Genomic DNA, 24640 nt, shown 5'->3' on the forward strand with positions numbered 1-24640 from the left:
ATCCCGACAGCCTTTCAAAAGCAGGATACCGGCATTGTTGACGAGCACATCGACCTTGCCGAATTCACCGATGGCGCTGTCGACAACGGCCTTCCACTCGCTTTCTTTAGTGACGTCCTGTTTGAGAAAGATGGCTTCGCCGCCCGCCTGCTTGATCGCTTTAACAACGGCCTTGCCTTCAACTTCCTTGATGTCTGTTACGACGACGTTTGCGCCTTCTCTTGCGAAAAGCAGGCTCGTCGCCTTGCCCATGCCCAATGCGCCGCCCGTAACAAGCGCGACTTTTCCAGAAAGGCGTCCCATGTGTGTTCCCTCCCCTGAAGGCTGTGTGTGCGTTTTTTTGCTGAGCGCGCCGATAGCCGATAAGGGTCGGGTGGTCTCCACAGGGAGTCAAGAGGCAAGCTCCGCCTGCTTTGGGAAACGGTGGCTATATCGCCCAATAAGGACGGGTTTTGATGTCAGACTCTTGATTTGCGGGGCTGTCGTGCCAATATGGGGGCAGCAAACGGATTTTAAGAGACGGAGGACGAGAAAAGGCATGGCTTGGCAGGAAGAACAGCGGATGCAGACCGGCGCTGCGATGGGTGTGATCGACGAAGGACTTCGGCGTCATATGCTTCGCGTCTACAATTATATGGCGGGCGGGCTGCTGCTGACCGGGGTGATCGCCTTTGCCGTTGCCAGCACCCCAGCCTTTTTTGACGCAATTTTCGGAACGCCGCTCATGTGGGTCGTCATGCTGGCGCCGCTCGGCTTCGTTCTCGCGCTCAGCTTCGGCATTCATCGTTTCCAGTACGGCACCGCCCAGATCCTGTTCTGGAGTTTTGCCGGTGTCATGGGCATGTCGCTGGCCTCGATCTTTGTCATTTATACCGGCGAGAGCATTGCGCGCGTCTTCTTCATCTCAGCCGGCACCTTTGCCGCCATGAGTCTCTATGGCTATACGACGAAGCGGGATTTGACCGGTCTCGGCTCCTTTCTGTTCATGGGGTTGATCGGCATTATCATTGCCTCGGTTGTAAACATGTTCGTCCAAAGCTCGATGATGAGTTTCATCATTTCGGTGATCGGGGTTCTGATCTTTGTTGGTCTGACCGCCTATGACACCCAGAAGATCAAGCGCGCGTACAACGAGGCCGATGCCAGCGAACTTGCCGGCAAGAAGGCGTTGATGGGGGCGCTCAGCCTCTATCTCGATTTCATCAACCTTTTCCTGATGATGCTGCGGCTCTTCGGCGATCGGCGTTAGAAAAACCCTCTGATTTCATGCTCTGGCCGTGGATGCGGCCAGAGATCGGGCGAAAACGGCAATGAAAACGAAGCCCAGGGCGGTCGTTCTGTTAAGCGGCGGCATCGATTCGGCGACAACGCTGGCGCTGGCGATCGCGGACGGTTTTGACGTCTATGCGCTTTCCCTTCGCTATGGCCAGCGCCATGGCCTTGAAATTGCGGCGGCGAAGAAAATTGCCGCCCGGCTTGGTGCGACGGCACATAAAATTCAGGAAATCGACCTGCGGCTGTTTGGCGGCTCGGCATTGACCGACGACATCGCTGTGCCGAAGGACCGGGACATGAAGAAAATGGCGGCGGAAATCCCGGTGACCTATGTGCCGGCGCGCAACACGATCTTCCTTTCCTTCGCCCTTGCCTGGGCGGAAGTTCTGGGTGCCAGGGCCATCTTTATCGGCGTCAATGCGCTGGATTACAGCGGCTATCCCGATTGCCGCCCCGAATTTATCGCGGCCTTTGAACGCATGGCGGCGCTGGCGACAAAGGCCGGGGTCGAGGGGGGCGCGGTTTCCATTCGCACGCCGCTGATTGATTGCACAAAGGCCGACATCGTGACCCAGGGCATGGCGCTTGGCATCGATTACGGGCTGACGCTCAGCTGCTACGACCCGGCCCCGGACAACCAGGGCGGCGTGGGGATCGCGTGTGGCCATTGCGATTCCTGTCATTTGCGCCGCAAGGGGTTTGGGGATGCCGGGATTGATGACCCGACGCGTTACGCAGATCCGGTCACGGCGGGATGACCTATGCGGTAAAAGAAATTTACGCGACCCTTCAGGGTGAAGGCGCGCAAATCGGTCGCGCCGCCGTTTTTCTGCGCTTTACCGGCTGCAATCTGTGGTCGGGTCTGGAAGCGGATCGGGCCACCGCCATCTGCCGATTTTGCGACACGGATTTTGTCGGCATGGACGGCGTTGGTGGCGGGCGTTTTTCGGATGCGGGCAGCCTTGCGCGCGCCGTGCGCGCCAAGTGGGACAAGGCCTGTGATGGCCGCTCGGAACCCCTTGTCGTTTGCACGGGCGGCGAGCCATTGCTGCAGCTCGATGCCGCCCTTGTGGCGGCGCTGCATGGGGAAGCATTCCGGATCGCCGTTGAGACAAACGGCACCCAGACACCGCCGGACGGCATCGACTGGCTTTGCGTCAGTCCGAAGGCCGGGGCATCTTTGAAAGTGACCCGGGGGGACGAATTGAAGCTGGTCTATCCCCAGGCAGGCATTGCGCCGGAAGCCTTTGAGCCGCTTGATTTCAAACATTTTTTTCTGCAGCCTCTGGACGCACCAGGGAAGGACCGGCACACCGCCGCCGCCAGGGATTATTGCCTGGCACACCCGAAATGGCGTTTAAGTCTGCAGGCGCACAAATTACTTGGCCTGCCATAGAGGACAACGATGGAAATCTACAAGACCTTTACCTTCGAAGCGGCCCATCATTTGCCGAACGTGCCCAAGGGCCATAAATGTGAACGCTTGCACGGCCATTCCTTTCGGGTTGAGCTTCGCATCGCCGGTGTACCGGGTGCCAAAACCGGCTGGGTTATGGATTTTTCCGAACTCGAAGCGGCCTTCGCACCCCTTCACGCGGTCCTCGACCACCATTACCTGAACGAGATTGATGGTCTTGAAAATCCGACCAGTGAAGTGATTGCGCGCTGGATCTGGGAGCGGTTAAAGCCGAAGCTTTCCGGTCTGGCCCAGGTGATTTTGCGTGAGACGTGCACGGCCGGGGCCGTCTATCGGGGGCCGGGGCCGTCTATCGGGGGGAACGACGGCAGCGTCTAGCCGCGCCCGCGATAGGGGGAAACGCCCGGTTCCGGCAGCCAGATTTCTTTCGGCGGTGGCCCGGATTGATAAAAAACATCGATTGGAATGCCGCCGCGCGGGAACCAATAGCCGGCGATGCGAAGCCATTTGGGCTTTGCCGCGTCTTCCAGTTTTTTGGCGATGGCCAGCGTGCAGGCTTCGTGAAAGCAGCCTTCGTTGCGGAAGGACGCCAGGTAAAGTTTCAGCGACTTGCTCTCGATCAGGCGTTTTGCCGGCACGTAATCGATGACGAAATGGGCAAAATCCGGCTGGCCGGTGATCGGGCAAAGGGTTGTAAATTCCGGGCAGGTGAAACGGACAAGACAGGCAGTGGTGGGGTTCGGATTGGGGAGGCTTTCCAGCCGCGCTTTCTCTGGGGACGCCGGGATGGCGGTCTTCTTGCCCAGCTGGGTGAGTGCGTTCGGGGTTTTTACCATATCGAGCCTTTTCATTTGTCTGCAAAACCATAGCACCCCATCGCGTTATTTTGGATAGGCCCAAAGACGCTTGAGGATGTCCGGCTATCGCCTTGATTGGGTTAACGGAATCTTGGCCATGAAATGATAGGAATAAACGCCTATGAATACCTGGGTGTTCTACGTCATGGCTCAGAGGCCCGGTTTTCCTTCGTCGTCGGGCTTAAGAAAGCGTTCGGCAAAGGCGTTGAGGCGGTTTTCTTGGATTGCCTCGCGAAGGTCGGCCATAACGCTCTGGTAATAATGCAGATTATGCGACGTCAACAGGATCGCTCCCAGAATTTCACCGGCCTTCGTCAGGTGGTGAAGATAGGCGCGCGAATAGCCTTGGCAGGTCGGGCAGTGGCAGGCCGGGTCAAGGGGGCTTGCGTCCTCGGCGTGGCAGGCATTGCGTATATTGACCTTGCCGGTGTGCGTGAAGGCCTGGCCGGTGCGCCCGGAACGGGTGGGCAGTACGCAATCGAATAGATCGACGCCGCTTGCCACGGCGGCCACTATATCTTCCGGCGTGCCGACGCCCATCAGGTAATGGGGTTTGTCCTTTGGCAGTTGCGGCACGGTGACGTTTAGAACTTCGGCGGTCTGTTTGCGTGCTTCGCCGACGGAAAGGCCACCGATGGCGTAGCCGTCGAACCCGATTTCCCCAAGCCGTTTGGCCGATGCAATCCGCAAATCGGGAAAGACACTTCCCTGGACGATTCCAAAAACGCCATAGCCGTCGCGTTTAACAAAGGCTGCTTTCGAGCGTTCCGCCCAGCGCATGGAAAGCTGCATCGATTTTTCGGCGTCTTCTGCCGTCGTCGGCCATGTCGTGCATTCGTCAAGCACCATCGAAATATCGGCATCGAGAAGGTGCTGGATTTCAATGGCGCGTTCCGGCGTAAGCTGCACGCGCGCGCCGTCAAGATGGGACTGAAAGCGGACGCCTTCCTCTTCGATCTTCCGCAGTTTGGCCAGCGACCATACCTGAAAACCGCCGGAATCCGTCAGGATCGGGCCGTCCCAGTTCATGAAGCGATGCAATCCGCCAAGCCGGGCAATCCGCTCGGCCCCCGGCCGCAACATCAGATGATAGGTGTTGCCAAGCAGGACTTCGGCGCCACTGGCGCGTACCATCTCCGGCGTCATGGCTTTGACGGTGGCCGCGGTGCCAACGGGCATGAAGGCGGGCGTGTGGATTTCGCCATGGGCGGTTTCGAGGATGCCACAGCGGCCCTTTCCCGATTCGGCCAGGATTTCAAACCGCATTATTTCGTCTCCGGCATCAGCAACGAACAATCTCCATAGGAAAAGAAGCGATATTTTTCAGCGATCGCATGCGCGTAGGCTTCCCCCATGCGGGTTCTGCCAGCAAAGGCGCAAACGAGCACAAAAAGGGTCGAGCGTGGAAGGTGAAAATTTGTGAGCAAAAGATCCGCCACCCGGAATTTATAGCCCGGCTTGATGAAAAGAGACGTTTCGCCCGTATAGGGGCGCAAGCTTCCATCCGGGGCGGCGGCCGATTCAAGAAGCCGCAGCGACGTCGTCCCCACCGGAATGATGCACCCGCCGCGCGCGCGCGTTTCGGCAATGGCATCAATGGTGGCCTGAGAAAGGGTGCCCCATTCGCTGTGGATTTGATGCTCGGCCAGATTGTCGGTGGTCACAGGCAGAAAGGTGCCAGCACCGACATGCAGCGTCAGGGTCGTCTTGCGCACGCCGCGCGCGGCCAGCGCAGCCAACAGGCGTTCGGTGTAATGCAGCCCGGCGGTTGGTGCCGCCACAGCACCGGGGATTTTAGCAAAGATCGTCTGATAATCTTCGCGGTCCTGGGCATCCGGCCCCTGGGTGCGGCGAAGGTACGGCGGCAGGGGCAGCCGTCCGATCCGCTCCAAAATGGCCATCAGTTCGGCGTCGCCATGGCTCAGTTGCAGGCAAATCTCGCCGCCCTCGCGTTTTTCTATGATCGTTGCGGAAAGACCTTCGGCAAAGTCTAGCCGGTCGCCGGCCTTTAATTTCCGCGCTGGTTTGGCAAAGGCCAGCCAACGGTCGGGCGCCAGCGCTTTGTGGAGCGTCACCTCTACTTTGCCGGTTTTCCGCTGGCCGAAAAGCCGCGTCGGGATGACCCGGGTGTCGTTGAAAACAAGAAGATCGCCCGGTTCGAGAAGGTCGGGCAAATCCATCATCGTGCAATCGCGCTTCGGCTCGCCAACGACAAGCAGGCGTGCGTGATCGCGGGGCGAGATCGGTCGTTCGGCTATTCGCTCGCGCGGCAGGTCAAAATCGTAATGGTCCAGGCGGTCGGTTTCTTTCAAAGGTCCCACTCCATACGCACGTTCGCGTCCGTTTCACCGGCCGCGTGGCGTGCGCGGGCTTCGGCAAAGCGTTTCGCGTCCAAAAGCCTGCCAAGGGCCCAGACGGCCATGCCGCGCGCGAGAGGCTCGGCGTTGGCAAGGTGGCGTTCGACGGCGGGGATGCTTTTGGCATCACCGGAATTTCCAAGGGCGATCAAAACGTTGCGCAAAAAGCGCACCCATCCGCCGCGTTTGATTGGCGTCCCGGAAAAGTGCTGACGGAAGGCGGCCTCGTCCAGAGCCGCCAATTCGACAAGCTTTGGTGCCATCAGATCGGTCCGGGGCAGAAAGGCCAGTGTTTTTGTCTGGCGGGCGAATTTGTTCCACGGGCAAACGGCCAGGCAATCGTCGCAGCCGTAAATCCGATTTCCCATCGCTTCGCGGAATTCGTGCGGGATGATGCCTTTGTGTTCAATCGTCAGATAGGAAATGCAGCGTCGCGCGTCCAGTTCATAGGGCCTTGGAAAGGCATTTGTCGGGCAGGCGGTCAGGCAGGCCTGGCAGGTGCCGCAAGAGTCGCGTTCCGGCATCGCTTGTGGAAAGGACAGGGTGGTCAGGATTTCACCCAGGAAAAGCCAGGAACCGAATTGTTTTGAAACAAGGTTGCTGTGTTTTCCCTGCCAGCCGAGGCCGCCTTTTTCGGCCAGGGGTTTTTCCATCACCGGCGCCGTATCGACAAAGACTTTGACCTCGCAATCGAAATTGGTTGCGAGCCACCCGGCCAGCTGTTTCAGCTGCTTCTTGATGAATTTGTGGTAATCCGCGCCCCGGGCATAGACGCTGATATTGCCAATGTCGCCGTGGGCAAGATTGGCAAGCGGGGCGTCGGCGGGCGCATAATTCATGCCCAGAACAATGACGCCGCGCGCGTCGCGCCAAAGGGCCGTTGGATTGGCGCGGCGTTCCGGCTCGCGGGCCAGCCACGCCATGTCGCCGTGATGCCCTTTTTCAAGAAAATGCCGGAGGTTGCGACTGCGTACGGGTTCCGTGGTGGCCTCAAGAAACCCCACCGCGTCAAAGCCAAGGGCGCGCGCCTTTTCTTCAATTTCTGTGGTGATGGTGGCGGCTGGTTGCCCGCCTGGCCCGTCGCTTTTTGCCATGGCAGCCTCTATTGGCGAAGCTCGGCCCCGGTTGCCTTCTTCACGGCGGTGACAATCTTTTCGGCGATGGCGGCGATCTCTTCATCCGTCAACGTCTTGTCCCGGGGTTGCAGGCGGACGGAAATGGCCAGCGATTTGCTTCCCTCTGCGACGCCTTTTCCCTGATACACGTCAAAGACTGTCGCCTCGGCAATCCATTGCGGTGCCGCCTTTTTCACGGCGCGCAGCACCGTACCTGCGGCAACGCTTTCCTTGACGACAAAGGCGAAGTCGCGTTCGACCGCCTGAAAGGGCGAGGCGTTCAGGGCCGACCGGCGCGCAGTGGCGGCGGCTTTTGGCATGGGCACGCGATCCAGAAAAACTTCAAAGCCGACGATGGGGCCTTGCACGTCCAGCTGTTCAAGCACGGCCGGGTGGATTTCGCCGAACGTGGCGAGAATGTTTTTTGGACCCAGACGCAACGTGCCCACCCGGCCCGGGTGATACCAGGGTGGTCCTTCACAGAGCGTTTCCAAGCCCTCAATTTTTACCCCGGCGGTGGCCAGGGCTGCCAGCGCGTCGGCCTTGGCGTCGAAGGCATCGATTTTGCGTGCGGTCTGACCCCAGTGGCGCGGCCCCGTCTGGCCGGTCCGAATACCAGACGCCATCAGGGACTGGTCGGCGGCTTCCAGCCCGGCATATTGGGCACCGATTTCAAACAAAGCGAGATCGGCCATGCCGCGGTCGGCGTTGCGTCCCGCCGCCAGGATTAGATTGGGAAGGATCGATGGCCGCAAACGGTCCAGCTCGGCACTGATCGGATTTTCAAGGGCAAGGGCCTCCTTGCCACCAAAGGCGTCCGCCTCGCCCCGGGCAAGAAACGACCAGGTGACGGCTTCGACCATGCCGCGTGCGGCAAGGCTTCGGCGGAGAAATTGCACACGCCGCCGGGCCGGTGCGCTGGCGTCGGTGCGCGGAAGGGCCGGGTCGGGCGCAAGGGGGATCGACGGGATCGCATCATAGCCATGGACGCGCAACACCTCTTCGACGAGGTCCGCTTCGCAATGCACGTCGTTTCGCCAACTGGGAACGTGGATTTGAAACCCATCGCCCTTTTTCTGACTTTCAAAGCCAAGGCATTTGAGAATGTTCAAGGCCTGTGGTTCCGGCACATCGACGCCGCCAAGGGACGCCACGCGGAAAGGGCGAAAGGGAACGCTTACATCGCGGGGGACTTCTGCCCCGGCGGTGACGCATTCGCTGGCCTGGCCGCCGCAAATTTCGAGGATCAGTCGCGTCGCCATTTCCAGGCATGGCGCAACCATGGCGGAATCGACGCCGCGTTCGAAGCGGTGACGGGAATCGGTATCGACGTTAAGCCGGCGGCCCGTCATGGCGGTGCGCAGTGGATCGAAGATGGCCGATTCGAGAAACACGTTCGTCGTTTCGTCGGTGCAGCCGGACGCGATGCCGCCGACGATGCCGGCCAGGCTCAAGACGTCTTTTTCATCGGCGACGACGCAGATTTCAGGGTCAAGATTGTAATCGCCACCGTCAAGGGCGCGCAGGCTTTCCCCTGTGCGCGCGAGGCGGATGGTGAGGTTGCCCTGCACGGCATCGGCATCGAACACATGCATGGGGCGGCCAAGCCCGACGGTCATCAAATTCGTCACATCAACCAAGGCCGAGACGGGCCGCAGGCCAATGGCAATCAGGCGGCGGGCCAGCCAGTCCGGGCTGGGGCCGTTTTTGACGCCTTTGATATAGCGCCCGGTGAAATGCGGGCAGGCGTTCTGGGCGTCCTTTGAAAAAGCAAAAGCCACATCGATGGGGCTTTTGAATTGGCCGGAAATGGGGGCTTCCTGCCAGGGCTTCAGACGGCCAATCCCGGCGGCGGCCAGATCGCGCGCGATGCCGCGTACGCCCAGGCAATCGCCCCGGTTCGGTGTCAGGCCCAGATGGATCACCGGATCGTCGAGGCCAAGGGCTGCGGCGGCAGGGCCACCGATTTTGGCGTCCTTTGGCAATTCAATGATGCCGCCATGATCTTCGCCAAGGTTGAGCTCCGCCGTTGAACACAGCATGCCTTCGCTGGTGACACCACGGATTTTGCCTTTGCGAAGACGCTCGCCGCTGGCTGGAAGGATTGCACCCGGCAGGGCCAGCACGCCCTTCATGCCTGCGTGTGCGTTCGGCGCGCCGCAAACGATGGTGTGTTCCTTGTCGCCGGTCGTGACCTGGCAAATTTGCAAACGGTCGGCATCGGGATGTTTCGTCGCGCTTAGAATTTCAGCGACGAGAAAGTCGCCAAGGGCGCGCGCCGGGTCGATGACGTCTTCCGTTTCAAGGCCAAGCGCCGTCAGCTTGTCGGTGATGGTGACAAGATCGGCGTCCGTTTCGAGATATTCCTTGAGCCAGCCCAGGGTGAATTTCATCGGCCGCCGCCTCCTTCACCCATGTTTGGTACGTCCATGGGCAGGAAGCCGTAATGGTGAAGCCAGCGGAGGTCGGCATCGAAAAAGGTCCGCAAATCGGGAATGCCATATTTCAGCATGGCGACCCGTTCAACGCCGAGGCCGAACGCAAAGCCCTGATATTCGTTCGAATCGATGCCGCAATTTTCCAGAACCTTCGGATGGACCATGCCGCAGCCAAGAATTTCAAGCCAGTCGGCACCGGCACCGACGCGGATGTCGTCCTTGCGGCGTTCGCACCCGATATCAACTTCTGCCGACGGCTCGGTGAAAGGAAAGAAGCTTGGCCGAAAGCGTAACGGCAGGTTGTCGAGCTCGAAGAAAATGCGGCAGAATTCGATGAGGCAGCCTTTCAAATGGCCCATATGCGTCTTGCGGTCGATGACCAGGCCTTCGATCTGGTGAAACATCGGCGTGTGGGTGATGTCGGAATCGCGCCGGTAGGTGCGCCCGGGCGCGATGATCCGGATCGGCGGCGTCGTTGTCTGCATCGTGCGGATCTGGACCGGGGAGGTATGCGTGCGCAGCAGTTTGCGCTCACCGTCCGTGCCGGGCGGAAAATAGAAGGTGTCGTGCATTTGCCGCGCCGGATGTTCGGGAGGAATGTTGAGGGCGGCAAAATTATGAAAGTCATCTTCGACATCCGGTCCCTCGGCCACGTCAAACCCCATGGCGCCGAAAATCTGAAGCAGTTCGTCCATGGTTTGGCTGATGGGATGGATGCGGCCATTGGCCTCTGGCCGGGCGGGCAGCGTCATGTCGAGTCGCTCTTCAAGCAGGCGGGTGTTTAAGGCCAGATTCTTGAAAAAGCGGGTGCGTTCGGCAATCGCCTGGGCAATTTCTTCTTTAAGGGCGTTGAGTGCGGCGCCTTGCGCGCGGCGTTCGTCTGGGTCAAGGCTGCCCAACGCTTTCATGCCGGCGGTGATTTTGCCTTTCTTGCCAAGGGCGGCGACACGCAGGCGTTCCAGGCTGTCGAGGTCTTTTACGTCCTCGATGCCGTCCAGCAATTCCATGCGCAGGGATTTAAAATCCGTCATCCGTTTGCCTTGGTCTTTTGCCTTGGTCTAAGGAAAAAGAAAGGGGCTTACGGTTGCAAGCCCCTTTCTTGAAATTTCATTGTCGGCCCGGGACCGGGGTTATGGGGTGGTGCCGAGGGCCTTTTGCGCACGTCCAACCACTTCCTTGAAGGCGGATGGATCGTGGATGGCAAGATCGGACAGCACCTTGCGGTCCATTTCGATGCCCGCTTTTTTGAGTCCGTTTATAAACTGCGAATAGCTAAGCCCGTGTTCGCGCGCACCCGCATTGATCCGCTGGATCCAGAGGGCGCGGAAACTACGTTTCCTGTTCCGCCGGTCGCGATAGGCATATTGCAGGCCCTTTTCGACCCGCTCAATTGCTACCCGGAAACTCGACTTCCCCCGGCCGCGATAGCCGGCGGCGCGAGCAAGAACTTTTTTGTGACGGGCGTGGGTGGTAACGCCTCTTTTTACGCGTGCCATTGTCTATCCTTATCTGCTGTAGGGCATGAAAGTTTTGACAATGGCGGCATCCGAGCTCGACAAATAGGTCGTGCGTCGTGCCTGGCGTTTCATTTTTGTGGAGCGTTTGCGCATTCCGTGCCGCTTGCCCGACGGGTTCATAATAACCTTGCCTTTGGCGGTCATCCGGAAGCGGCGCTTGATGCTGCTTTTCGTCTTCAGCTTGGGCATTTCCCTATCCTTCAATCCAGGTGTCCAGAGCGGCCAGGCATGCCCTTACGCCTCTACCGCTCGAAAGCAGCGAGGGTTATAGCGAACGTACCCTGAAATGGCAAGCGGTCGGGGATAAAAAAAGGCGGCCAGGCGCGGGGCGAGGCCTTATTTCGGGGTTAGCACCATGGTCATCAGGCGGCCTTCCATCCGTGGAAACTGCTCGATCTTGCCGAGGGCTTCGACGTCATCGCGGACACGCATGAGAACCTTCATGCCCAAATCCTGATGGGCCATTTCCCGGCCCCGGAAACGCAGCGTTACCTTGACCTTGTTTCCCTCGCCAAGGAAGGTCGTCGCCCGGCGCAGCTTCACGTCGTAATCGTGAGTCTCGATGCCGGGGCGCAGCTTGATCTCCTTTACCTCGATGACCTTCTGCTTTTTCTTCGCTTCGGCGCGTTTTTTGCTCTCTTGATATTTGAGCTTGCCGTAATCGAGGATTTTGCAGACGGGCGGATCGGCGTTCGGGGAAATCTCGACAAGGTCGAGGCCGGCATTTTCCGCAGCGCTGAGGCCGTCTTCCAAAGAGACAACGCCAACCTGTTCTGCGTCCGCTCCGATCAAGCGTATCGTCGGCGTATTGATTTGTTCGTTGATCCGCGGGCCCCTTCGGGACGGCGGCGTTTGCGAATAGAGCCTAGCTATGAAGGGTCTCCAACTATTGTTTCGGTATAGGTTTCAATAAGTTAACGACAAATTTGCGCCGTACACAGCCTTGCCTTACAGGCCTGGGGCGGCTGCTTCGGTGCCAAGTCTAGCGACTGCTTCCTCAAGGGCAAGGCTTTCTTGCGCCTTGCTGCCCAGACGGCGCACGGAAACCGTGCGGTTTTCGGCCTCGCGCCCGCCGACTGCGAGCAGGAAAGGCACCTTCGCGAGGCTGTGTTCGCGCACTTTGTAGTTGATTTTTTCGTTGCGAATGTCCAATTCGGCGCGCAGGCCTGCCTTTTTCAACGCGCCTAAGACTTCGCGGGCGTATCCGTCGCTTGCATTGGTAATGGTTGCGACAACTGCCTGGGTGGGTGCCAGCCAAACGGGCAGGCGGCCGGCGTAATGTTCGATCAGCACGCCGATGAAACGTTCGATGGAGCCAAGAATGGCCCGGTGCAGCATGACCGGACGGTGTTTGCCGCCGTCTTCGCCGATATAGCTGGCGTCCAGACGTTCCGGCAGCACGAAATCGACCTGTAAGGTGCCGCATTGCCACTCGCGGCCGATGGCATCGCGCAGTACGAATTCAAGCTTCGGCCCATAGAAGGCGCCTTCGCCTGGGTTTAAGCTCACATCGAGGCCGGTTGCCTCGGTCGCCGTGCGCAAGGCGCATTCCGCTTCGTCCCATGTTTCATCTTTGCCGGCGCGAGTTTCAGGCCGATCGGCAAATTTGACGATGACGTCATCAAAGCCAAAATCCTTATAGACACTTAAAAGAAGGGTGCAGAAGGCTTTGGTTTCGTCGGTGATCTGGTCCGGTGTGCAAAAGATATGCGCGTCGTCCTGGGTAAAGGCGCGTACGCGCATCAGCCCGTGCAGCGCGCCGGAAGGCTCGTTTCGATGGCAACAGCCGAACTCCGCCATGCGCAGGGGCAAATCGCGATAGCTTTTCAGGCCTTGGCGGAAAATCTGGACATGGCCGGGGCAATTCATTGGTTTTAGCGCCAGGGTGCGATCTTCTGATTGCGCCGTGAACATATGCTCGCGGAATTTTTCCCAATGGCCGGATTGTTCCCAAAGGATGCGATCGACCAGTTCCGGCGTTCGCACTTCGACATAGCCGGCCTGTTCCAGGCGGCGGCGAATATAGGCTTCGATTTCCCGGTAAAGAGTCCAGCCGGCGGGGTGCCAGAAGATCGACCCCACCGCTTCTTCCTGAATGTGGAAGAGGTCCATTTCTCGGCCAAGGCGGCGATGGTCGCGCTTTGCCGCCTCTTCCAGCCGGAAGAGATGCGCTTTTAATTCCTTTTCATTGGCCCAGGCAGTGCCGTAGATGCGCTGAAGCATCGCGTTTTTGGAATCGCCTCGCCAATAGGCACCGGCAAGCTTCGTCAGCTTGAAGCCCTTGCCCAGTTTCCCGGTCGTGGGCAGATGCGGGCCCCGGCAAAGGTCGATGAAATCGCCCTGGCGGTAAAGCGTGATGTCATCACCCGGTGGAATGGCCTCGATGATTTCGGCTTTGTAGTGCTCGCCCATGTCTTTAAAGAAGGCAATGGCCTTGTCGCGATTCCAGACTTCGCGCGTGATCGTATCGTTGCGCGCGACGATGGCGTGCATCTGCTTTTCGATCTTTTCCAGATCTTCCGGCGTAAAGGGGGTTTTGCGCGCAAAATCGTAATAGAAGCCGTTTTCGATTGCCGGGCCGATCGTGACTTGCGTTTCCGGATACAGCTCTTTCACCGCTTCGGCCAGGACATGGGCGGCGTCGTGGCGAAGAATTGCGCGGCCCTCTTCCGTCTCGCGCGTGACGATGGCGATCGCACAATCCGTCTCGATTGTGCGCGCGAGGTCCCACATCTCGCCGTTGACGCGAATGGCGACGGCAGCCTTCGCCAGGCCCTTGCCGATGGTTGCGGCAATCTCAAGACCGGTTACAGCGCCATCGTGAGTCTGAATGGAATTATCGGGAAGGGTGATTGCAACCATGGATCTGCCGGGTTGGAGAACGGTATGTGAAAATCATTTTTCCGTAAGTCCGCGAAAATGTAGAAGTTTTCGAAACGGTGTCAAGGCAGGGCTGAGCCCTCCCCAAGGTGAAGGGCGTCAAGCACCGCGTCCGGGGTGAGGGTGGCGAGGGCCGGTTCACGCAAGATCGTGACCCGGCGTCCACGCGGCGCGCAAAGGGCCGGGTTGGACGCCTGGGAAAAGAGAACGACGCTCAGTGTGCCGGTGATCGCGATCAAATGCATGGGCCCGGTGTCGTTGCCGATGGCCGCGACGGCGTGGCGCGCAAGGGCCGCGATTTCAAACAGGTTGGTCGCGCCCATCAGATTGACCGCCTCGGGCGCGGCATTTTGGATGGTGGACAGGGTTTCCGCCTCGGCCCGGGTGCCAAGCAGAACGGGCGTAATGCCCCGGCCCACCAGCTGCTGCGCCAGTTCGCCATAATGGCTGGCTGGCCAGCGTTTCTCGGGGCGGTGGGGGGCACCGCCCGGCACCAGCAGGGCATAAGGGGAAGGCGGTTGCAGCTGCGACACATCTGCCGTCATCCAGTCGATGTTGGCGGCGGGCACGTCCGGGATGCCGGCCATGTGCAATTGTTCTGCCTGGCGCTCGATGCTGTGCTGAAAATTGCGCCGGGGATTTGCATGGGGGTGCGACGCGCGCGACGCGATGCCGGACCATTGCGGATAGGGGCCGGGGAAGAAGAGGCGGAAATAAAAGCCGCTGCGGTCCGAGGTCTGCAGGTCGTAGACCCGCGCGAAGCCTTCGCTTCGCAGGCGGTTGCGTAAGTGCGTCCAGGCGCGGATCTGTAAAAATTTTGGCCGGTCGTCCAGCCAGATTTGGTCGAAATAGCCGCAGCGTTCGGCCATTTCGGCGTAGGGGGCGGTTGTCAGCAGGGTGATGGCGGCGTTGGGATGGTGGCGGCGGATGGCGGCGAAGGGCCCCAGCGCTTGCAGGAAATCGCCAAGGGCACCAAGCTTGATGACCAGCACCGGCACCTCGCCCGCTTCGTCCCCCTCCCCGCTGGGCGTCATGGCGCGGCGTCTTCTGCCAGCACTTCGCGATAGACGTCCAGGGTCGCCTTGCACATGGCCGCATTTGTAAAATTCTGTGCGACATGGGCGCGTGCGTTTGCCGCCAGGCGGCTGCGGTCTTCGGGTGTAAGACCCAGCGCCCAGTCAAGTGCCAGCGCCAGCGCGTCGGCGTCCCCCGGCGGCGTCAGCCGGCCGGTCACGTTTGCCAGCACTGTTTCGCGCGCGCCGCCATGGTCGCTTGCCAGCACCGGTCTTCCCATCGCCTGGGCCTCGGCAGCGATGCGGCCGAAGGCTTCGGGGTCCGTCGAGGCGGAGACGACGACATCGGCCAGCATGTACGCGGCGGGCATGTCTTTGCAGTGTTCGATGATCTTGACGATGCCGGAAAGGCCAAGGGTGCCGATTTTTTTCTCAAGTTCCCGGTGATAGCCGACACGTCCCTGGTCGGAGCCGACCAGGCGGCATTGAACGTCTCTCCGGCCCAGGCGGGCAAGCGCTTCGAGGAGCACATTTTGTCCTTTCCAGCGTGTCAGCCTGCCGGGCAGCAGGACGACCGGTGCGTCGTCCCGCAATTGCCATTGGCGGGAAAGCTGAATGATGCGCTCGGCGCTTACCCGGGCGGGGTCGAACGTCTCCATCTTGACACCGCGCGGGATGATACGAAGTTTGGACGGCTCAACGCCGTAGATGCGGCGCATATGGCCGGCGATGAATTCGGAAATGGCGATCACGCGTTCGCCGCGCGTCATGATGGCGTTGTAATGGCGCTTGAGCCAGTTTTGCGCGCCATAGGTGCCGTGAAAGGTCGTCACGAAATGGCAATGGGTTTCTTTTGCGGCAAACGCGGCGCTCCACGCAGGTGCCCGGCTGCGTGCATGGAGGATATCGACGCCATGGGTCTGCACCAGTTCCGCCAGGCGGTGGGCGTTCTGACGCATGACGAACGGGTTCTTGCTGGCAAGAGGCAAGGTTAAATGGGTCGCGCCCGTGCGTCTGATTTCGTGTTCCATCGGACCGCCGGCCGACGCGACAAGGGACGTCCAGCCCGCTTCGACAAGGGACGCGGCGATGTCCACGGTACCACGTTCGACACCACCGGTGACCATGGCCGGGAGAACCTGCAAAACAACCGGGGTGCGATTTTCAGCGCTGCCGATTTTGGCATCGGGCATGTCTAGGCTCCTTGACGGGCAATCCACGGGGGCTTCTTAATCCCTGATGCAGCGGCAAAAGTCGAGAAAACGATGATGAACGCAGAAATTTTACCACGTCCGGGCGGCGCGGCAATCGCCTATCACCGTCTGGCCGGGAAATGCCCCGGTGTCGTTTTTCTCGGCGGGTTCGGCTCTGACATGGCGGGAACCAAGGCCCTTGCGCTGGAAGCGTTCTGCAAGGCCCGGGGCCAGGCCTATCTTCGCTTCGATTATCAGGGGCATGGGCAATCCTCCGGCGCTTTTGACGCGGGGACGATCGGCAGCTGGACCCAGGACACCCTTGCCGTTCTCGACGAACGGACGGAGGGACCGCAGCTGCTTGTCGGGTCCAGCATGGGGGGGTGGATCATGTTGCTGGCGGCATGCGCGCGCATGGAGCGCGTGGCCGGCCTGCTTGGCATCGCCGCCGCGCCGGATTTTACGGAAGATCTGATTGCGGCAAAGCTTGGCGCGGTCGAAAAAGCCACCCTGGCCCGTGACGGCGTTCTTGAAATCGTCAACCCTTATGGCGACGCGCCGACCCGGATCACGCAAAAACTTGTCGAAGACGGGCGCACACATCTTCTGCTTCGCGGGTCAATCCCGCTTCACTGTCCGGTGCGGCTGCTTCATGGCATGGCGGACGCAGACGTGCCCTGGGAAACCTCGCTGCGATTGTTGCGTGCGTTGCAATCGCAAGACGCGACGGCGATTTTTGTGGCCGATGGCGACCATCGTCTGTCTACGCCGGCCGACCTTCAAAGGCTGGAGCGGACCCTTGAAAACCTGCTGGCCCTAACCGGTGGGAAGGGTGGCGAGCAGGGCCTTTAAGCCGGCCTCGTAATTCGGGTAGCGAAGGGTGACGCCCAGTTCCCGTTTGATGCGCGCATTTGCCACGCGTTTGTTGTCCGTGTAAAAGCTGCGCGCCATTTCAGAAAGACCGGCGTCTTCAAAGGCGATTTCTGGAGGCGGCGTCACGCCAAGAAGTTTTGCCGCAAAGGCGATGACGTCTTGTGGCGGTGCCGGGCGGTCGTCGCAGACATTGTAGATGCGACCACCCCTGGGCGCGTCCATGGAACGTCGCAGGGTTTCGGCCAGATCGGCGACGTGAATGCGCGAAAAAACCTGGCCCGGTTTGCAGATGCGCCGTGCCCGGCCTTCGCGGAGCACTTCAAGCGCGTTGCGCCCCGGCCCATAGATGCCGGCCAGACGAAAAATATGAACGGGCAAGGCATGGGCCGCGCCAAAGGCTAGCCAGGCCGTCTCCGCATTGGCGCGCCATTCGCTTCGCGGCGTCGTCGGTTGCAGCGGTGTTTCTTCGTCCACCCAGCCGCCGCCATGGTCGCCATAAACGCCGGTCGTCGAGAGATAGCCGATCCAGCGAAGCCCGGGGATGGCCCCTAAAACCTTTTCATGGTGGCGCAGCACCGGATCGCCGTTCGCATCCGGCGGCACGGAGAGCAGAAGATGCGTCACATCGGCAAGATGGTGGTTGGCATTCGCCAGCGGCGCGTCGCCATCGAAGGGCAGCAGAGGAATGCCGGTTTTTTCGCCGGGGGTGGTGGCCTTGCGCGTTGTCCCCTGAATGCGCCAGGCGGTTCCGGCAAGCCGGGCCGCAAGGGCGCGCGCGCTGTAGCCGAAACCGAAACCGAAAAGGTGGTCTTTCAGGCCGGGAGTCTTCTGGTTTTGCATGGGATTCGGCGGCGCGCTCAGAAATCCGGGTCCGCGTAATGCTTCGGGGGTTCGATGCCGGGGATGTGATCGGCCAGCAGCGGACGGAAGGACGGCCGGGATTTGACGCGCGCGTACCAGTCCTTCGCCGGATTGTGCTGTTTCCAGGGGACGTCGCCCAGATAGTCGATGGTTGAAAGATGCGCTGCGGCGGCAATGTCGGCCAGGGAAAACCGGTCGCCGGCAAGCCAGTCGCGGCGGTCCATCAAATAGGTGATGTAATCGAGGTGGTAATGGACGTTTACCAGCCCTGCCCGGATGGCGTTCGAGTCCGGCTCGCCTAGATTAAGAAACCGCTTGGTGACTTTCTCGCCGACAAGATTTTCCGTCACTTCGCGATTGAATTTTGTGTCGAACCAGGCGGAAAGCCTGCGCACTTCGGCGCGCGCCATGGGTGTTTCGCCGATCAGCGGCGGCTCTGGATAGGCTTCGTCCAGATATTCACAAATCGCGTCGCTGTCCGCAATTGCGGTGCCGTCTTCTTCGACCAGCACCGGCACCTGGCCCGCCGGGTTCATGGCAAGGAAAGTGCGCCGCCGCTCCCAGACCCGCTCAACCTGCATCGTGAATTCCAGATTCTTCTCTGCCAACGCGATGCGCGTTTTTCTCGAGAAGGGCGAGAGCCAGAGGTGGTAAAGGGTGCGCATGGCTGAACCTTACCGCAAGCGCATGCGCGATGGGTAGGGCCGCGTGATGGGCGCAGCCGGGCTGTGTCTGGCCGCTATGGCTCAGGCGCTGGCCTGGGTTTCTTCCAGGGTGATCGGATGGTCAAGCCGGTTCAGCATTTCCTTCGGCACGATCTGCCAGAAATGCGGCGCGATCTGTTCCCAGTCGTTCAGCAGGCCTTGGGCGAACCGGGACTGGGTTTGCTGGACATGATCGGCGATGAGGCGTTTTAGGACGTCCTCCCAATGGGTGGTCTGGATCCGCTGGTAAATGACCATCTCGTCGTTGATGTGATGCGATAAATTTCCCGCTTGATCGAAGATGAAAGCCATGCCGCCGGTCATGCCGGCGGCAAAATTGTCGCCGACGCCACCAAGAATAACAACGGTGCCGCCGGTCATGTATTCGCAGCCGTTTGAGCCGCAGCCCTCAATGACTGTTTCGGCGCCGGAGTTGCGAACGGCGAAGCGTTCGCCCGCCTGGCCGGCGGCGAACAAGCGACCGCTGGTGGCGCCGTAGAGAACTGTGTTGCCGACGATCGTGTTCTCGTTCGTCACCAGAGGCGAGGCGGTAAGTGGGCGTACGACGATGGTGCCGCCGGAAAGGCCCTTGCCGACATAGTCGTTCGCATCGCCAAACACTTCGAGCTTCAGCCCCTTGACGGCAAAAGCGCCGAGGGACTGGCCCGCCGTGCCGCGCATGCGCACCGTGATGTGGTCTTCGGCCAGACCTGCCATGCCATAGCGCCGCGTGATCATCGAGGACAGCCGGGTGCCGATGGCGCGCTGGGTGTTGCGAATGTTGTAGGCAAGCTGAACCTTGCCCGATTTTTCCAGCGCCGCGTGGGCATCCTGGACCATGCGCGCATCCAGCGTGTCGGGCACTTCGTTGCGGCCTTTAAGCGAGCAGTGGCGCGGAAACTCGCCCGGGTCTGGCTGGGTGAGAAGGGGGTTGAGGTCCAGGTCGTCGAGATGGGCGCTGCCGCGGCTGACCTGGGCAAGCAAATCCGTGCGCCCGACGACTTCCTCAAGGGAGCGCATGCCGAGAGAGGCCAGAATTTCGCGCACTTCTTCGGCAATAAAGCTGAACAGATTGACGATTTTTTCCGGGGTGCCTTCGAATTTGTTGCGAAGCCGTTCATCCTGGGTGCAGATGCCGACCGGGCAGGTGTTGCTATGGCATTGGCGGACCATGATGCAGCCCATCGCAATGAGGGACGTGGTGCCGACGCCAAATTCTTCCGCCCCCATCATGGCCGCAATGACGACGTCGCGACCGGTGCGAATGCCGCCGTCGGCGCGCAGGCGCACGCGATGGCGCAACCGGTTGAGCGTCAGCACCTGGTTCACCTCGCTCAACCCCATCTCCCAGGGGATGCCGGCATATTTGATGCTGGTCTGCGGGCTGGCTCCGGTGCCGCCGCAATGGCCGGAAATCAGGATGACGTCTGCTTTTGCCTTGGCGACGCCGGCGGCAATCGTGCCGATGCCGTCCTCGGCCACCAGTTTCACGCAAACCCGGGCATGGGAATTGATCTGTTTCAGGTCGTAGATGAGCTGCGCCAAATCTTCGATTGAATAGATGTCATGATGTGGCGGTGGCGAGATCAGCGTGACGCCCGGGGTTGAATGCCGCAGCAAGGCAATTTCTTCCGTCACCTTGAAGCCGGGAAGCTGCCCGCCTTCGCCCGGTTTTGCGCCCTGGGCGATCTTGATTTCGATTTCGTCGCAATTGTTTAAATATTCTGCCGTGACGCCAAAGCGGGCCGAGGCGATCTGTTTGATGACGGAGTTTGCATTGTCGCCATTTGGCAGTGATTGTGCGCGCGCCGGGTCTTCGCCACCCTCGCCGCTGCACGATGCGCCGCCGATCCGGTTCATGGCGATGGCGAGGGTTTCATGCGCTTCGCGTGAGAGGGCACCGTGGGACATGCTGCCGGTTCCAAAGCGTTTGCGAATGTCTGTGATCGATTCGACTTCCTCGACGGGGATCGATTGTCCGATCGGTTTGAAATCCAGAAGGTCGCGCAACTGAATGGGCGGCTGGTGGCGCAGGCCCTCGCTGTATTTCTTGTAGGTGCTGTAGGAATCCGTGGCGACGGCCGTTTGCAGCACATGAATGAGATTGCCGGTGACGGCATGGGCCTCGCCACCATGGCGAACGCTGTAGGAACCGCCGATGGGAAGGGCAACGGTTTCTTCTTCATAGGCGCGGCGATGCAGGAAAAGGGCCTTTGCCTGGATGCCGGAAAGCCCGATGCCGGAAATGCGTGACGTCATGCTGGGGAAAAATTCCGCGACAAGCGCGCGCGACAAGCCAACCGCTTCGAAATTGTAGCCGCCGCGGTACGAGGCGATGACCGAGATACCCATCTTCGACATGACTTTGAGAAGGCCGTTGCCCACCGCTGTTGTATAACGGGCAAGGCATTCTTCCAGCGTCCGGTTTGCAAACAGACCCCGGCGGTGCCGGTCTGCGATCGTTTCAAGGGCAAGGTAGGCGTTGACCGTGGTTGCGCCAACACCAATCAAAACGGCAAAATAATGAACGTCCAGGCATTCACCGGATCGCACGTTCAGGGACGTGAAGGAGCGAAGCTGCTGCTTGACGAGATGGGTGTGCACGGCGCCGGTGGCAAGAATCATCGGAATGGCGGCGTGTTCCGGCCCGACATTCTGGTCGCTCAGGATCACATGAACGATGCCGCCGCGCACGGCATCTTCCGTTTCCTGGCGGATGCGCGTCAACGCATTCTGAAGCGCGTTTTCGCCGTCCTTGATCGGGAAGGTGCAGTCGATTTCGATGGCGTCCTTTCCCATGTGGGCGCGGACGGCTTCAAACTCGGCGTTGGACAAGACGGGCGATTCAAGTTCCAGATGCCGGGTTTGTCCTTCGTTTGCCTCGAGCAGATTTCCCAGATTGCCAAGTCGCGTCTTCAGCCCCATGACCCGGCGCTCGCGCAGGCTGTCGATCGGCGGGTTGGTGACCTGGCTGAATCGCTGCCGGAAATAGTGGTGCAGGCCCCGATAGTGATCGGAAAGCACGGCAAGGGGGGCGTCGTCGCCCATGGAGCCGGTCGCTTCCTTCGCGTCTTCGGCCATGGGGTGAAGCAGAAGTTCGATTTCTTCCAGGGTGAAGCCAAACGCGGCCTGGTGGGTGCGCAGGGCCTCGTGTGTGTAGGTGCTTTTCTCGGGCGCGGCGCTTTTGACCAAGGTGTCGGATTTGATGATATTTTTTAGCCACTTTCCGTAGGGATGTTCTGCTGCCAGCATGTCGCGGAGTTCGCGGTCATGATAGAAGCGCCCCTCGTCCAGATTGATGCCGATGATCTGGCCGGGGCCAACGCGTCCCTTTTCCACAACTTCGGATTCATCCGCCCACACCATGCCGGCCTCGGAACCGACGATAAGCAGACCATCGCCGGTAATCGTGTAGCGCAGCGGGCGAAGGCCGTTGCGGTCCATGCCGGCGATGACCCACCGCCCGTCCGTTGCGGTGACGGCTGCCGGTCCGTCCCATGGTTCGGAGATGCAGTTGCAGTAATGGAAAAGTTCCCGATGCTTTTGCGGCAGGATAGTCTTGTTCGACCACGAATCCGGAATCATCACGACTTTTGCGAGCGGCGCCGTTCGTCCGGACCGAACCAGCAGCTCAAAGACGGCATCGAGCGCGGCCGAATCCGAGCTTCCTGGCGGGACGACTGGCTTGAGGGCTTCGATGTGTTCTGCGAAGCGATCGGATTTCATGCGCGCTTCGTGAACGCGCATCCAGTTGATGTTTCCGCGTAGCGTATTGATCTCGCCATTGTGGGCAAGCATGCGAAACGGCTGTGCGAGCGGCCAGGTTGGAAACGTGTTTGTCGAATAGCGCTGGTGGTAGATTGCAAAGCGCGAAATGAAGCGCTTGTCGAGCAGGTCCGGATAAAAATTTGTTAGCTGTTCGGCCAGGAACATGCCTTTGTAAATAATAGAGCGGCAGGAAAGCGAGCAGAAGTAGAAGTCGTTGATATGCTCTTCCTCAAGCACGCGCTTTTCGATCTTGCGGCGAATGACATAGAGGTCCAGCTCAAACTGATCGGTGTCGACGCCGCGCGAATTGGCGATCATGATCTGCTCGATTTCCGGGCGTGCCGCGTTCGACTTTTCGCCGATGACGGAGGCATCGAGCGGCACCTGCCGCCAGCCATAGATGCGATAGCCGAAGGCCAGAATCTCGGCCTCGACGACGGCGCGGCAGGCTTCCTGTGCGGTCAGGCTGGTTTTGGGAAGAAAGACCATGCCAACAGCAAGGCGTCCCTTTTCCGGCCGGTGACCGGTGCGCGCGATGTGCTCTTTAAAAAATTCCTGAGAGATTTCGACATGGATGCCGGCACCATCCCCCGTCTTGCCATCGGCATCGACGGCACCACGGTGCCACACGGCCTTGAGCGCGCTGATCCCCGCTTCGACGACGCTGCGCCGGGGCTTGCCATCAATGGAGGCAACCATGCCGACGCCACAGGCATCGTGCTCCTGATCGGCGCGGTAAAGGCCTGTAGCTTCAAGGTGGGCTGCGTTTGTCCGCCACGCGTCAACGAAGCGTTGGCCGGAATTCTTTTTTTGCAAACTCGGATCCTTCTTCATTTCAGGCGCTCGCCGCAAGTTTCTTGGCGGGCCAGTCTTCGCCCGCCGCTTTTGCCTGGAGATAGGCGTCGATGTTTTCGGCGGCATCGCGCCCGTCGCGGATTCCCCACACGACAAGCGACGCGCCGCGGACAATGTCGCCAGCGGCAAAAACACTTTCGAGATTGGTCATCATCGTGCGGTAATCGATGGTGATCGTGCCCCAGCGATTGACTGCCAATTCCGGCGCACCGAAAAGGGCGGGGACTTCTTCAGGGTCAAAGCCGAGGGCCTTGATGACGATGTCCGCGTCCATGGAAAATTGCGAACCGGTGATCGGTTGCGGCGTTTGCCGCCCGGTTGCGTCCGTATCGCCAAGATGCATGCGGCTGGCGCGGACGCTGGCGACGGTGTCGTCGCCAAGGAAGGCCACCGGTGCCGAAAGCCAAAGGAATTCGACGCCTTCTTCTTCGGCATGTCGCACTTCGCGTTCGGAGCCGGGCATGTTCTTGCGGTCGCGTCGATAGAGGCATTTTACGGATTGGGCATCCTGGCGAATGGCTGTGCGGACGCAATCCATTGCCGTATCGCCACCGCCGATAACGACGATGTTTTTGCCGCTGGCGTTCAGCGTGCCGTCGTCGAAAAGCGGCACATTGTCGCCAAGTCCCTTGCGGTTGCTGGCCGTTAAATAATCGAGGGCCTGCTGGACGCCACCCAGGCCGGCGCCAGGAAGGGCGATGTCGCGTGCTTTGTAGACGCCCGTTGCGATGAGGATTGCGTCATGGCGCTGTTGGAGCTCCGGGAGGCTGGCGTCGCGGCCCACCTCGAAATTGCAATGGAACACGATCTTGCCTTCGGCGAGAAGCTTGACGCGCCGTTCGACAATCCATTTTTCAAGTTTGAAACTGGGAATGCCATATACGAGCAGGCCCCCGATCCGGTCGTAACGATCGTAGACATGCACCTGATACCCTTTGCGCCGCAATTGTTCTGCAGCGGCAAGGCCGGCCGGCCCGCCGCCGATGATGCCGACGGATTGCTTGCGCTCCAGCCTCGGCGCTGGCGGTTTGACGAGGCCCATCTCGAAGGCGGTGTCCGTGATGTGTTTTTCGACCGCGCCGATGGTAACGGAGCCGAAACCCTTTTCGATGACGCAATTGCCTTCACACAACCGGTCCTGGGGGCAGATGCGGCCGCAAATCTCGGGCAGGTTGTTGGTCGCGGAGGAAAGCGCGTATGCCTCCTCAAGCCGGCCCTCTGCGGTCAGTTTCAGCCAATCGGGAATGTTGTTCGAAACCGGGCAGTGGATCTGGCAGAAGGGCACGCCGCATTGCGAGCAGCGCCCGGCCTGTTCAACGGCCTTTTCTGAATCATAGGGGCCGAAGATTTCCTGGAAATCATGCCGCCGATCATCGGCCTCCCGCTTGGCCGGCATGCGTTGGGCCGTGTTGATAAATTTGAGCATGCGTTGGGCCATTTGGTGCGGTCTCCGTCCCTTTGGTGTTGCGATGGCTTAATCCCTGGCCGGGCTTGCGCGGATGGGCACTGGGACGCGA

At 60.1% G+C, this 24640-nt stretch carries 21 protein-coding genes and 1 pseudogene; 5 read left to right on the top strand and 17 right to left on the bottom strand.

Annotation, left to right across the window (positions count from 1 at the left end; genetic code table 11):
• Positions 1-21: 21 nt before the first annotated feature.
• A pseudogene (locus tag COA65_10220) lies at positions 22-303 on the bottom strand (3-beta hydroxysteroid dehydrogenase).
• 235 nt (positions 304-538) lie between these two features.
• Between COA65_10220 and COA65_10225 the strand changes: the two are divergent.
• The 4 genes from COA65_10225 (at position 539) to queD (ending at position 3070) form a co-directional block, all read left to right on the top strand.
• A complete protein-coding gene (locus COA65_10225) occupies positions 539-1249 on the top strand; it encodes a hypothetical protein (GenBank protein PCJ56644.1) in 711 nt (236 codons plus the stop codon).
• Positions 1250-1310: 61 nt separating this feature from the next.
• Complete coding sequence (gene queC, locus COA65_10230; GenBank protein ID PCJ56688.1) at positions 1311-2033, top strand: 7-cyano-7-deazaguanine synthase QueC; 723 nt, start codon at positions 1311-1313, stop codon at positions 2031-2033.
• Positions 2030-2671 (top strand): 7-carboxy-7-deazaguanine synthase, encoded by a 642-nt coding sequence (queE, locus tag COA65_10235; protein ID PCJ56645.1) that lies wholly within the window; start codon positions 2030-2032, stop codon positions 2669-2671. The genes queC and queE overlap by 4 nt, the downstream gene beginning before the upstream one ends.
• Before the next feature lie 9 nt (positions 2672-2680).
• The gene (gene queD, locus COA65_10240; protein ID PCJ56646.1) at positions 2681-3070 is read left to right on the top strand and encodes a 6-carboxytetrahydropterin synthase QueD; all 390 of its coding nucleotides are present in this window, start codon (positions 2681-2683) and stop codon (positions 3068-3070) included.
• On the opposite strand, the gene COA65_10245 is transcribed toward queD, so the two are convergent.
• From COA65_10245 to COA65_10300, 12 genes are all read right to left on the bottom strand, one after another.
• Entirely contained in the window at positions 3067-3528 is a 462-nt protein-coding gene (locus COA65_10245) for an NADPH-dependent 7-cyano-7-deazaguanine reductase QueF (protein PCJ56689.1), read from the bottom strand. The genes queD and COA65_10245 overlap by 4 nt on opposite strands.
• 171 nt (positions 3529-3699) lie before the next feature.
• A complete protein-coding gene (locus COA65_10250) occupies positions 3700-4815 on the bottom strand; it encodes a tRNA guanosine(34) transglycosylase Tgt (GenBank protein ID PCJ56647.1) in 1116 nt (371 codons plus the stop codon).
• Positions 4815-5843 (bottom strand): tRNA preQ1(34) S-adenosylmethionine ribosyltransferase-isomerase QueA, encoded by a 1029-nt coding sequence (locus COA65_10255; protein ID PCJ56690.1) that lies wholly within the window; start codon positions 5841-5843, stop codon positions 4815-4817. Before COA65_10255 ends, COA65_10250 begins: the two co-directional genes overlap by 1 nt.
• 14 nt (positions 5844-5857) lie before the next feature.
• Positions 5858-7000: a tRNA epoxyqueuosine(34) reductase QueG gene (gene queG, locus COA65_10260; GenBank protein ID PCJ56648.1), complete on the bottom strand. Its 1143-nt coding sequence runs from the start codon at positions 6998-7000 to the stop codon at positions 5858-5860.
• Between the two features lie 8 nt (positions 7001-7008).
• Positions 7009-9414: a phenylalanine--tRNA ligase subunit beta gene (locus COA65_10265; GenBank protein PCJ56649.1), complete on the bottom strand. Its 2406-nt coding sequence runs from the start codon at positions 9412-9414 to the stop codon at positions 7009-7011.
• Positions 9411-10490, bottom strand: a complete 1080-nt coding sequence (locus COA65_10270; protein ID PCJ56650.1) for a phenylalanine--tRNA ligase subunit alpha — start codon at positions 10488-10490, stop codon at positions 9411-9413. The genes COA65_10265 and COA65_10270 overlap by 4 nt, the downstream gene beginning before the upstream one ends.
• A 99-nt stretch (positions 10491-10589) precedes the next feature.
• Positions 10590-10955 (bottom strand): 50S ribosomal protein L20, encoded by a 366-nt coding sequence (locus COA65_10275; protein PCJ56651.1) that lies wholly within the window; start codon positions 10953-10955, stop codon positions 10590-10592.
• Between the two features lie 9 nt (positions 10956-10964).
• On the bottom strand, positions 10965-11165 hold the full coding sequence (locus COA65_10280) for a 50S ribosomal protein L35 (GenBank protein PCJ56652.1): 201 nt from the start codon (positions 11163-11165) through the stop codon (positions 10965-10967).
• A gap of 147 nt (positions 11166-11312) precedes the next feature.
• Positions 11313-11849, bottom strand: a complete 537-nt coding sequence (locus COA65_10285) for a translation initiation factor IF-3 (GenBank protein PCJ56653.1) — start codon at positions 11847-11849, stop codon at positions 11313-11315.
• A 75-nt stretch (positions 11850-11924) separates the two neighbouring features.
• Positions 11925-13838 carry a threonine--tRNA ligase gene (locus COA65_10290; protein PCJ56654.1) on the bottom strand — a complete coding sequence of 638 codons (1914 nt, stop codon included), beginning with the start codon at positions 13836-13838 and terminating at the stop codon, positions 11925-11927.
• Positions 13839-13918: 80 nt separating this feature from the next.
• Entirely contained in the window at positions 13919-14890 is a 972-nt protein-coding gene (locus tag COA65_10295; protein ID PCJ56655.1) for an ADP-heptose--LPS heptosyltransferase, read from the bottom strand.
• On the bottom strand, positions 14887-16062 hold the full coding sequence (locus tag COA65_10300; protein PCJ56656.1) for a glycosyl transferase: 1176 nt from the start codon (positions 16060-16062) through the stop codon (positions 14887-14889). Before COA65_10300 ends, COA65_10295 begins: the two co-directional genes overlap by 4 nt.
• Before the next feature lie 75 nt (positions 16063-16137).
• Here COA65_10300 and COA65_10305 point away from each other — a divergent pair, with 75 nt between their 5' ends.
• A complete protein-coding gene (locus COA65_10305) occupies positions 16138-16914 on the top strand; it encodes an alpha/beta hydrolase (protein ID PCJ56691.1) in 777 nt (258 codons plus the stop codon).
• Here COA65_10305 and COA65_10310 read toward each other — a convergent pair.
• The 4 genes from COA65_10310 to COA65_10325 all read right to left on the bottom strand — a co-directional run bounded on the left by COA65_10310 (position 16879) and on the right by COA65_10325 (position 24561).
• Positions 16879-17775, bottom strand: coding sequence for an NAD(P)-dependent oxidoreductase (locus tag COA65_10310; GenBank protein PCJ56657.1), 897 nt, complete (start codon positions 17773-17775; stop codon positions 16879-16881). The two genes, COA65_10305 and COA65_10310, sit on opposite strands and share 36 nt — an antisense overlap.
• A 17-nt stretch (positions 17776-17792) precedes the next feature.
• The gene (locus COA65_10315; GenBank protein PCJ56658.1) at positions 17793-18461 is read right to left on the bottom strand and encodes a glutathione S-transferase; all 669 of its coding nucleotides are present in this window, start codon (positions 18459-18461) and stop codon (positions 17793-17795) included.
• 81 nt (positions 18462-18542) lie between these two features.
• Positions 18543-23102, bottom strand: coding sequence for a glutamate synthase large subunit (locus COA65_10320; protein PCJ56659.1), 4560 nt, complete (start codon positions 23100-23102; stop codon positions 18543-18545).
• 1 nt (position 23103) lies between these two features.
• Entirely contained in the window at positions 23104-24561 is a 1458-nt protein-coding gene (locus COA65_10325) for a dihydropyrimidine dehydrogenase (GenBank protein ID PCJ56660.1), read from the bottom strand.
• Positions 24562-24640: the final 79 nt, after the last annotated feature.

The sequence above is a fragment of the Rhodospirillaceae bacterium genome (assembly GCA_002746255.1).
Taxonomy (GTDB): Bacteria; Pseudomonadota; Alphaproteobacteria.

Coding starts and splice junctions, on each gene's coding strand:
- COA65_10275 (PCJ56651.1), bottom strand. CDS start 10,955: ATGGCACGCGTAAAAAGAGGCGTTACCACCCACGCCCGTCACAAAAAA.
- queE (PCJ56645.1), top strand. CDS start 2,030: ATGACCTATGCGGTAAAAGAAATTTACGCGACCCTTCAGGGTGAAGGC.
- queC (PCJ56688.1), top strand. CDS start 1,311: ATGAAAACGAAGCCCAGGGCGGTCGTTCTGTTAAGCGGCGGCATCGAT.
- COA65_10245 (PCJ56689.1), bottom strand. CDS start 3,528: ATGGTAAAAACCCCGAACGCACTCACCCAGCTGGGCAAGAAGACCGCC.
- COA65_10295 (PCJ56655.1), bottom strand. CDS start 14,890: ATGACGCCCAGCGGGGAGGGGGACGAAGCGGGCGAGGTGCCGGTGCTG.
- COA65_10290 (PCJ56654.1), bottom strand. CDS start 13,838: ATGGTTGCAATCACCCTTCCCGATAATTCCATTCAGACTCACGATGGC.
- COA65_10325 (PCJ56660.1), bottom strand. CDS start 24,561: ATGGCCCAACGCATGCTCAAATTTATCAACACGGCCCAACGCATGCCG.
- COA65_10320 (PCJ56659.1), bottom strand. CDS start 23,102: ATGAAGAAGGATCCGAGTTTGCAAAAAAAGAATTCCGGCCAACGCTTC.
- COA65_10310 (PCJ56657.1), bottom strand. CDS start 17,775: ATGCAAAACCAGAAGACTCCCGGCCTGAAAGACCACCTTTTCGGTTTC.
- COA65_10300 (PCJ56656.1), bottom strand. CDS start 16,062: ATGCCCGATGCCAAAATCGGCAGCGCTGAAAATCGCACCCCGGTTGTT.
- COA65_10250 (PCJ56647.1), bottom strand. CDS start 4,815: ATGCGGTTTGAAATCCTGGCCGAATCGGGAAAGGGCCGCTGTGGCATC.
- COA65_10315 (PCJ56658.1), bottom strand. CDS start 18,461: ATGCGCACCCTTTACCACCTCTGGCTCTCGCCCTTCTCGAGAAAAACG.
- COA65_10270 (PCJ56650.1), bottom strand. CDS start 10,490: ATGACGGATTTTAAATCCCTGCGCATGGAATTGCTGGACGGCATCGAG.
- queG (PCJ56648.1), bottom strand. CDS start 7,000: ATGGCAAAAAGCGACGGGCCAGGCGGGCAACCAGCCGCCACCATCACC.
- queD (PCJ56646.1), top strand. CDS start 2,681: ATGGAAATCTACAAGACCTTTACCTTCGAAGCGGCCCATCATTTGCCG.
- COA65_10225 (PCJ56644.1), top strand. CDS start 539: ATGGCTTGGCAGGAAGAACAGCGGATGCAGACCGGCGCTGCGATGGGT.
- COA65_10280 (PCJ56652.1), bottom strand. CDS start 11,165: ATGCCCAAGCTGAAGACGAAAAGCAGCATCAAGCGCCGCTTCCGGATG.
- COA65_10305 (PCJ56691.1), top strand. CDS start 16,138: ATGAACGCAGAAATTTTACCACGTCCGGGCGGCGCGGCAATCGCCTAT.
- COA65_10265 (PCJ56649.1), bottom strand. CDS start 9,414: ATGAAATTCACCCTGGGCTGGCTCAAGGAATATCTCGAAACGGACGCC.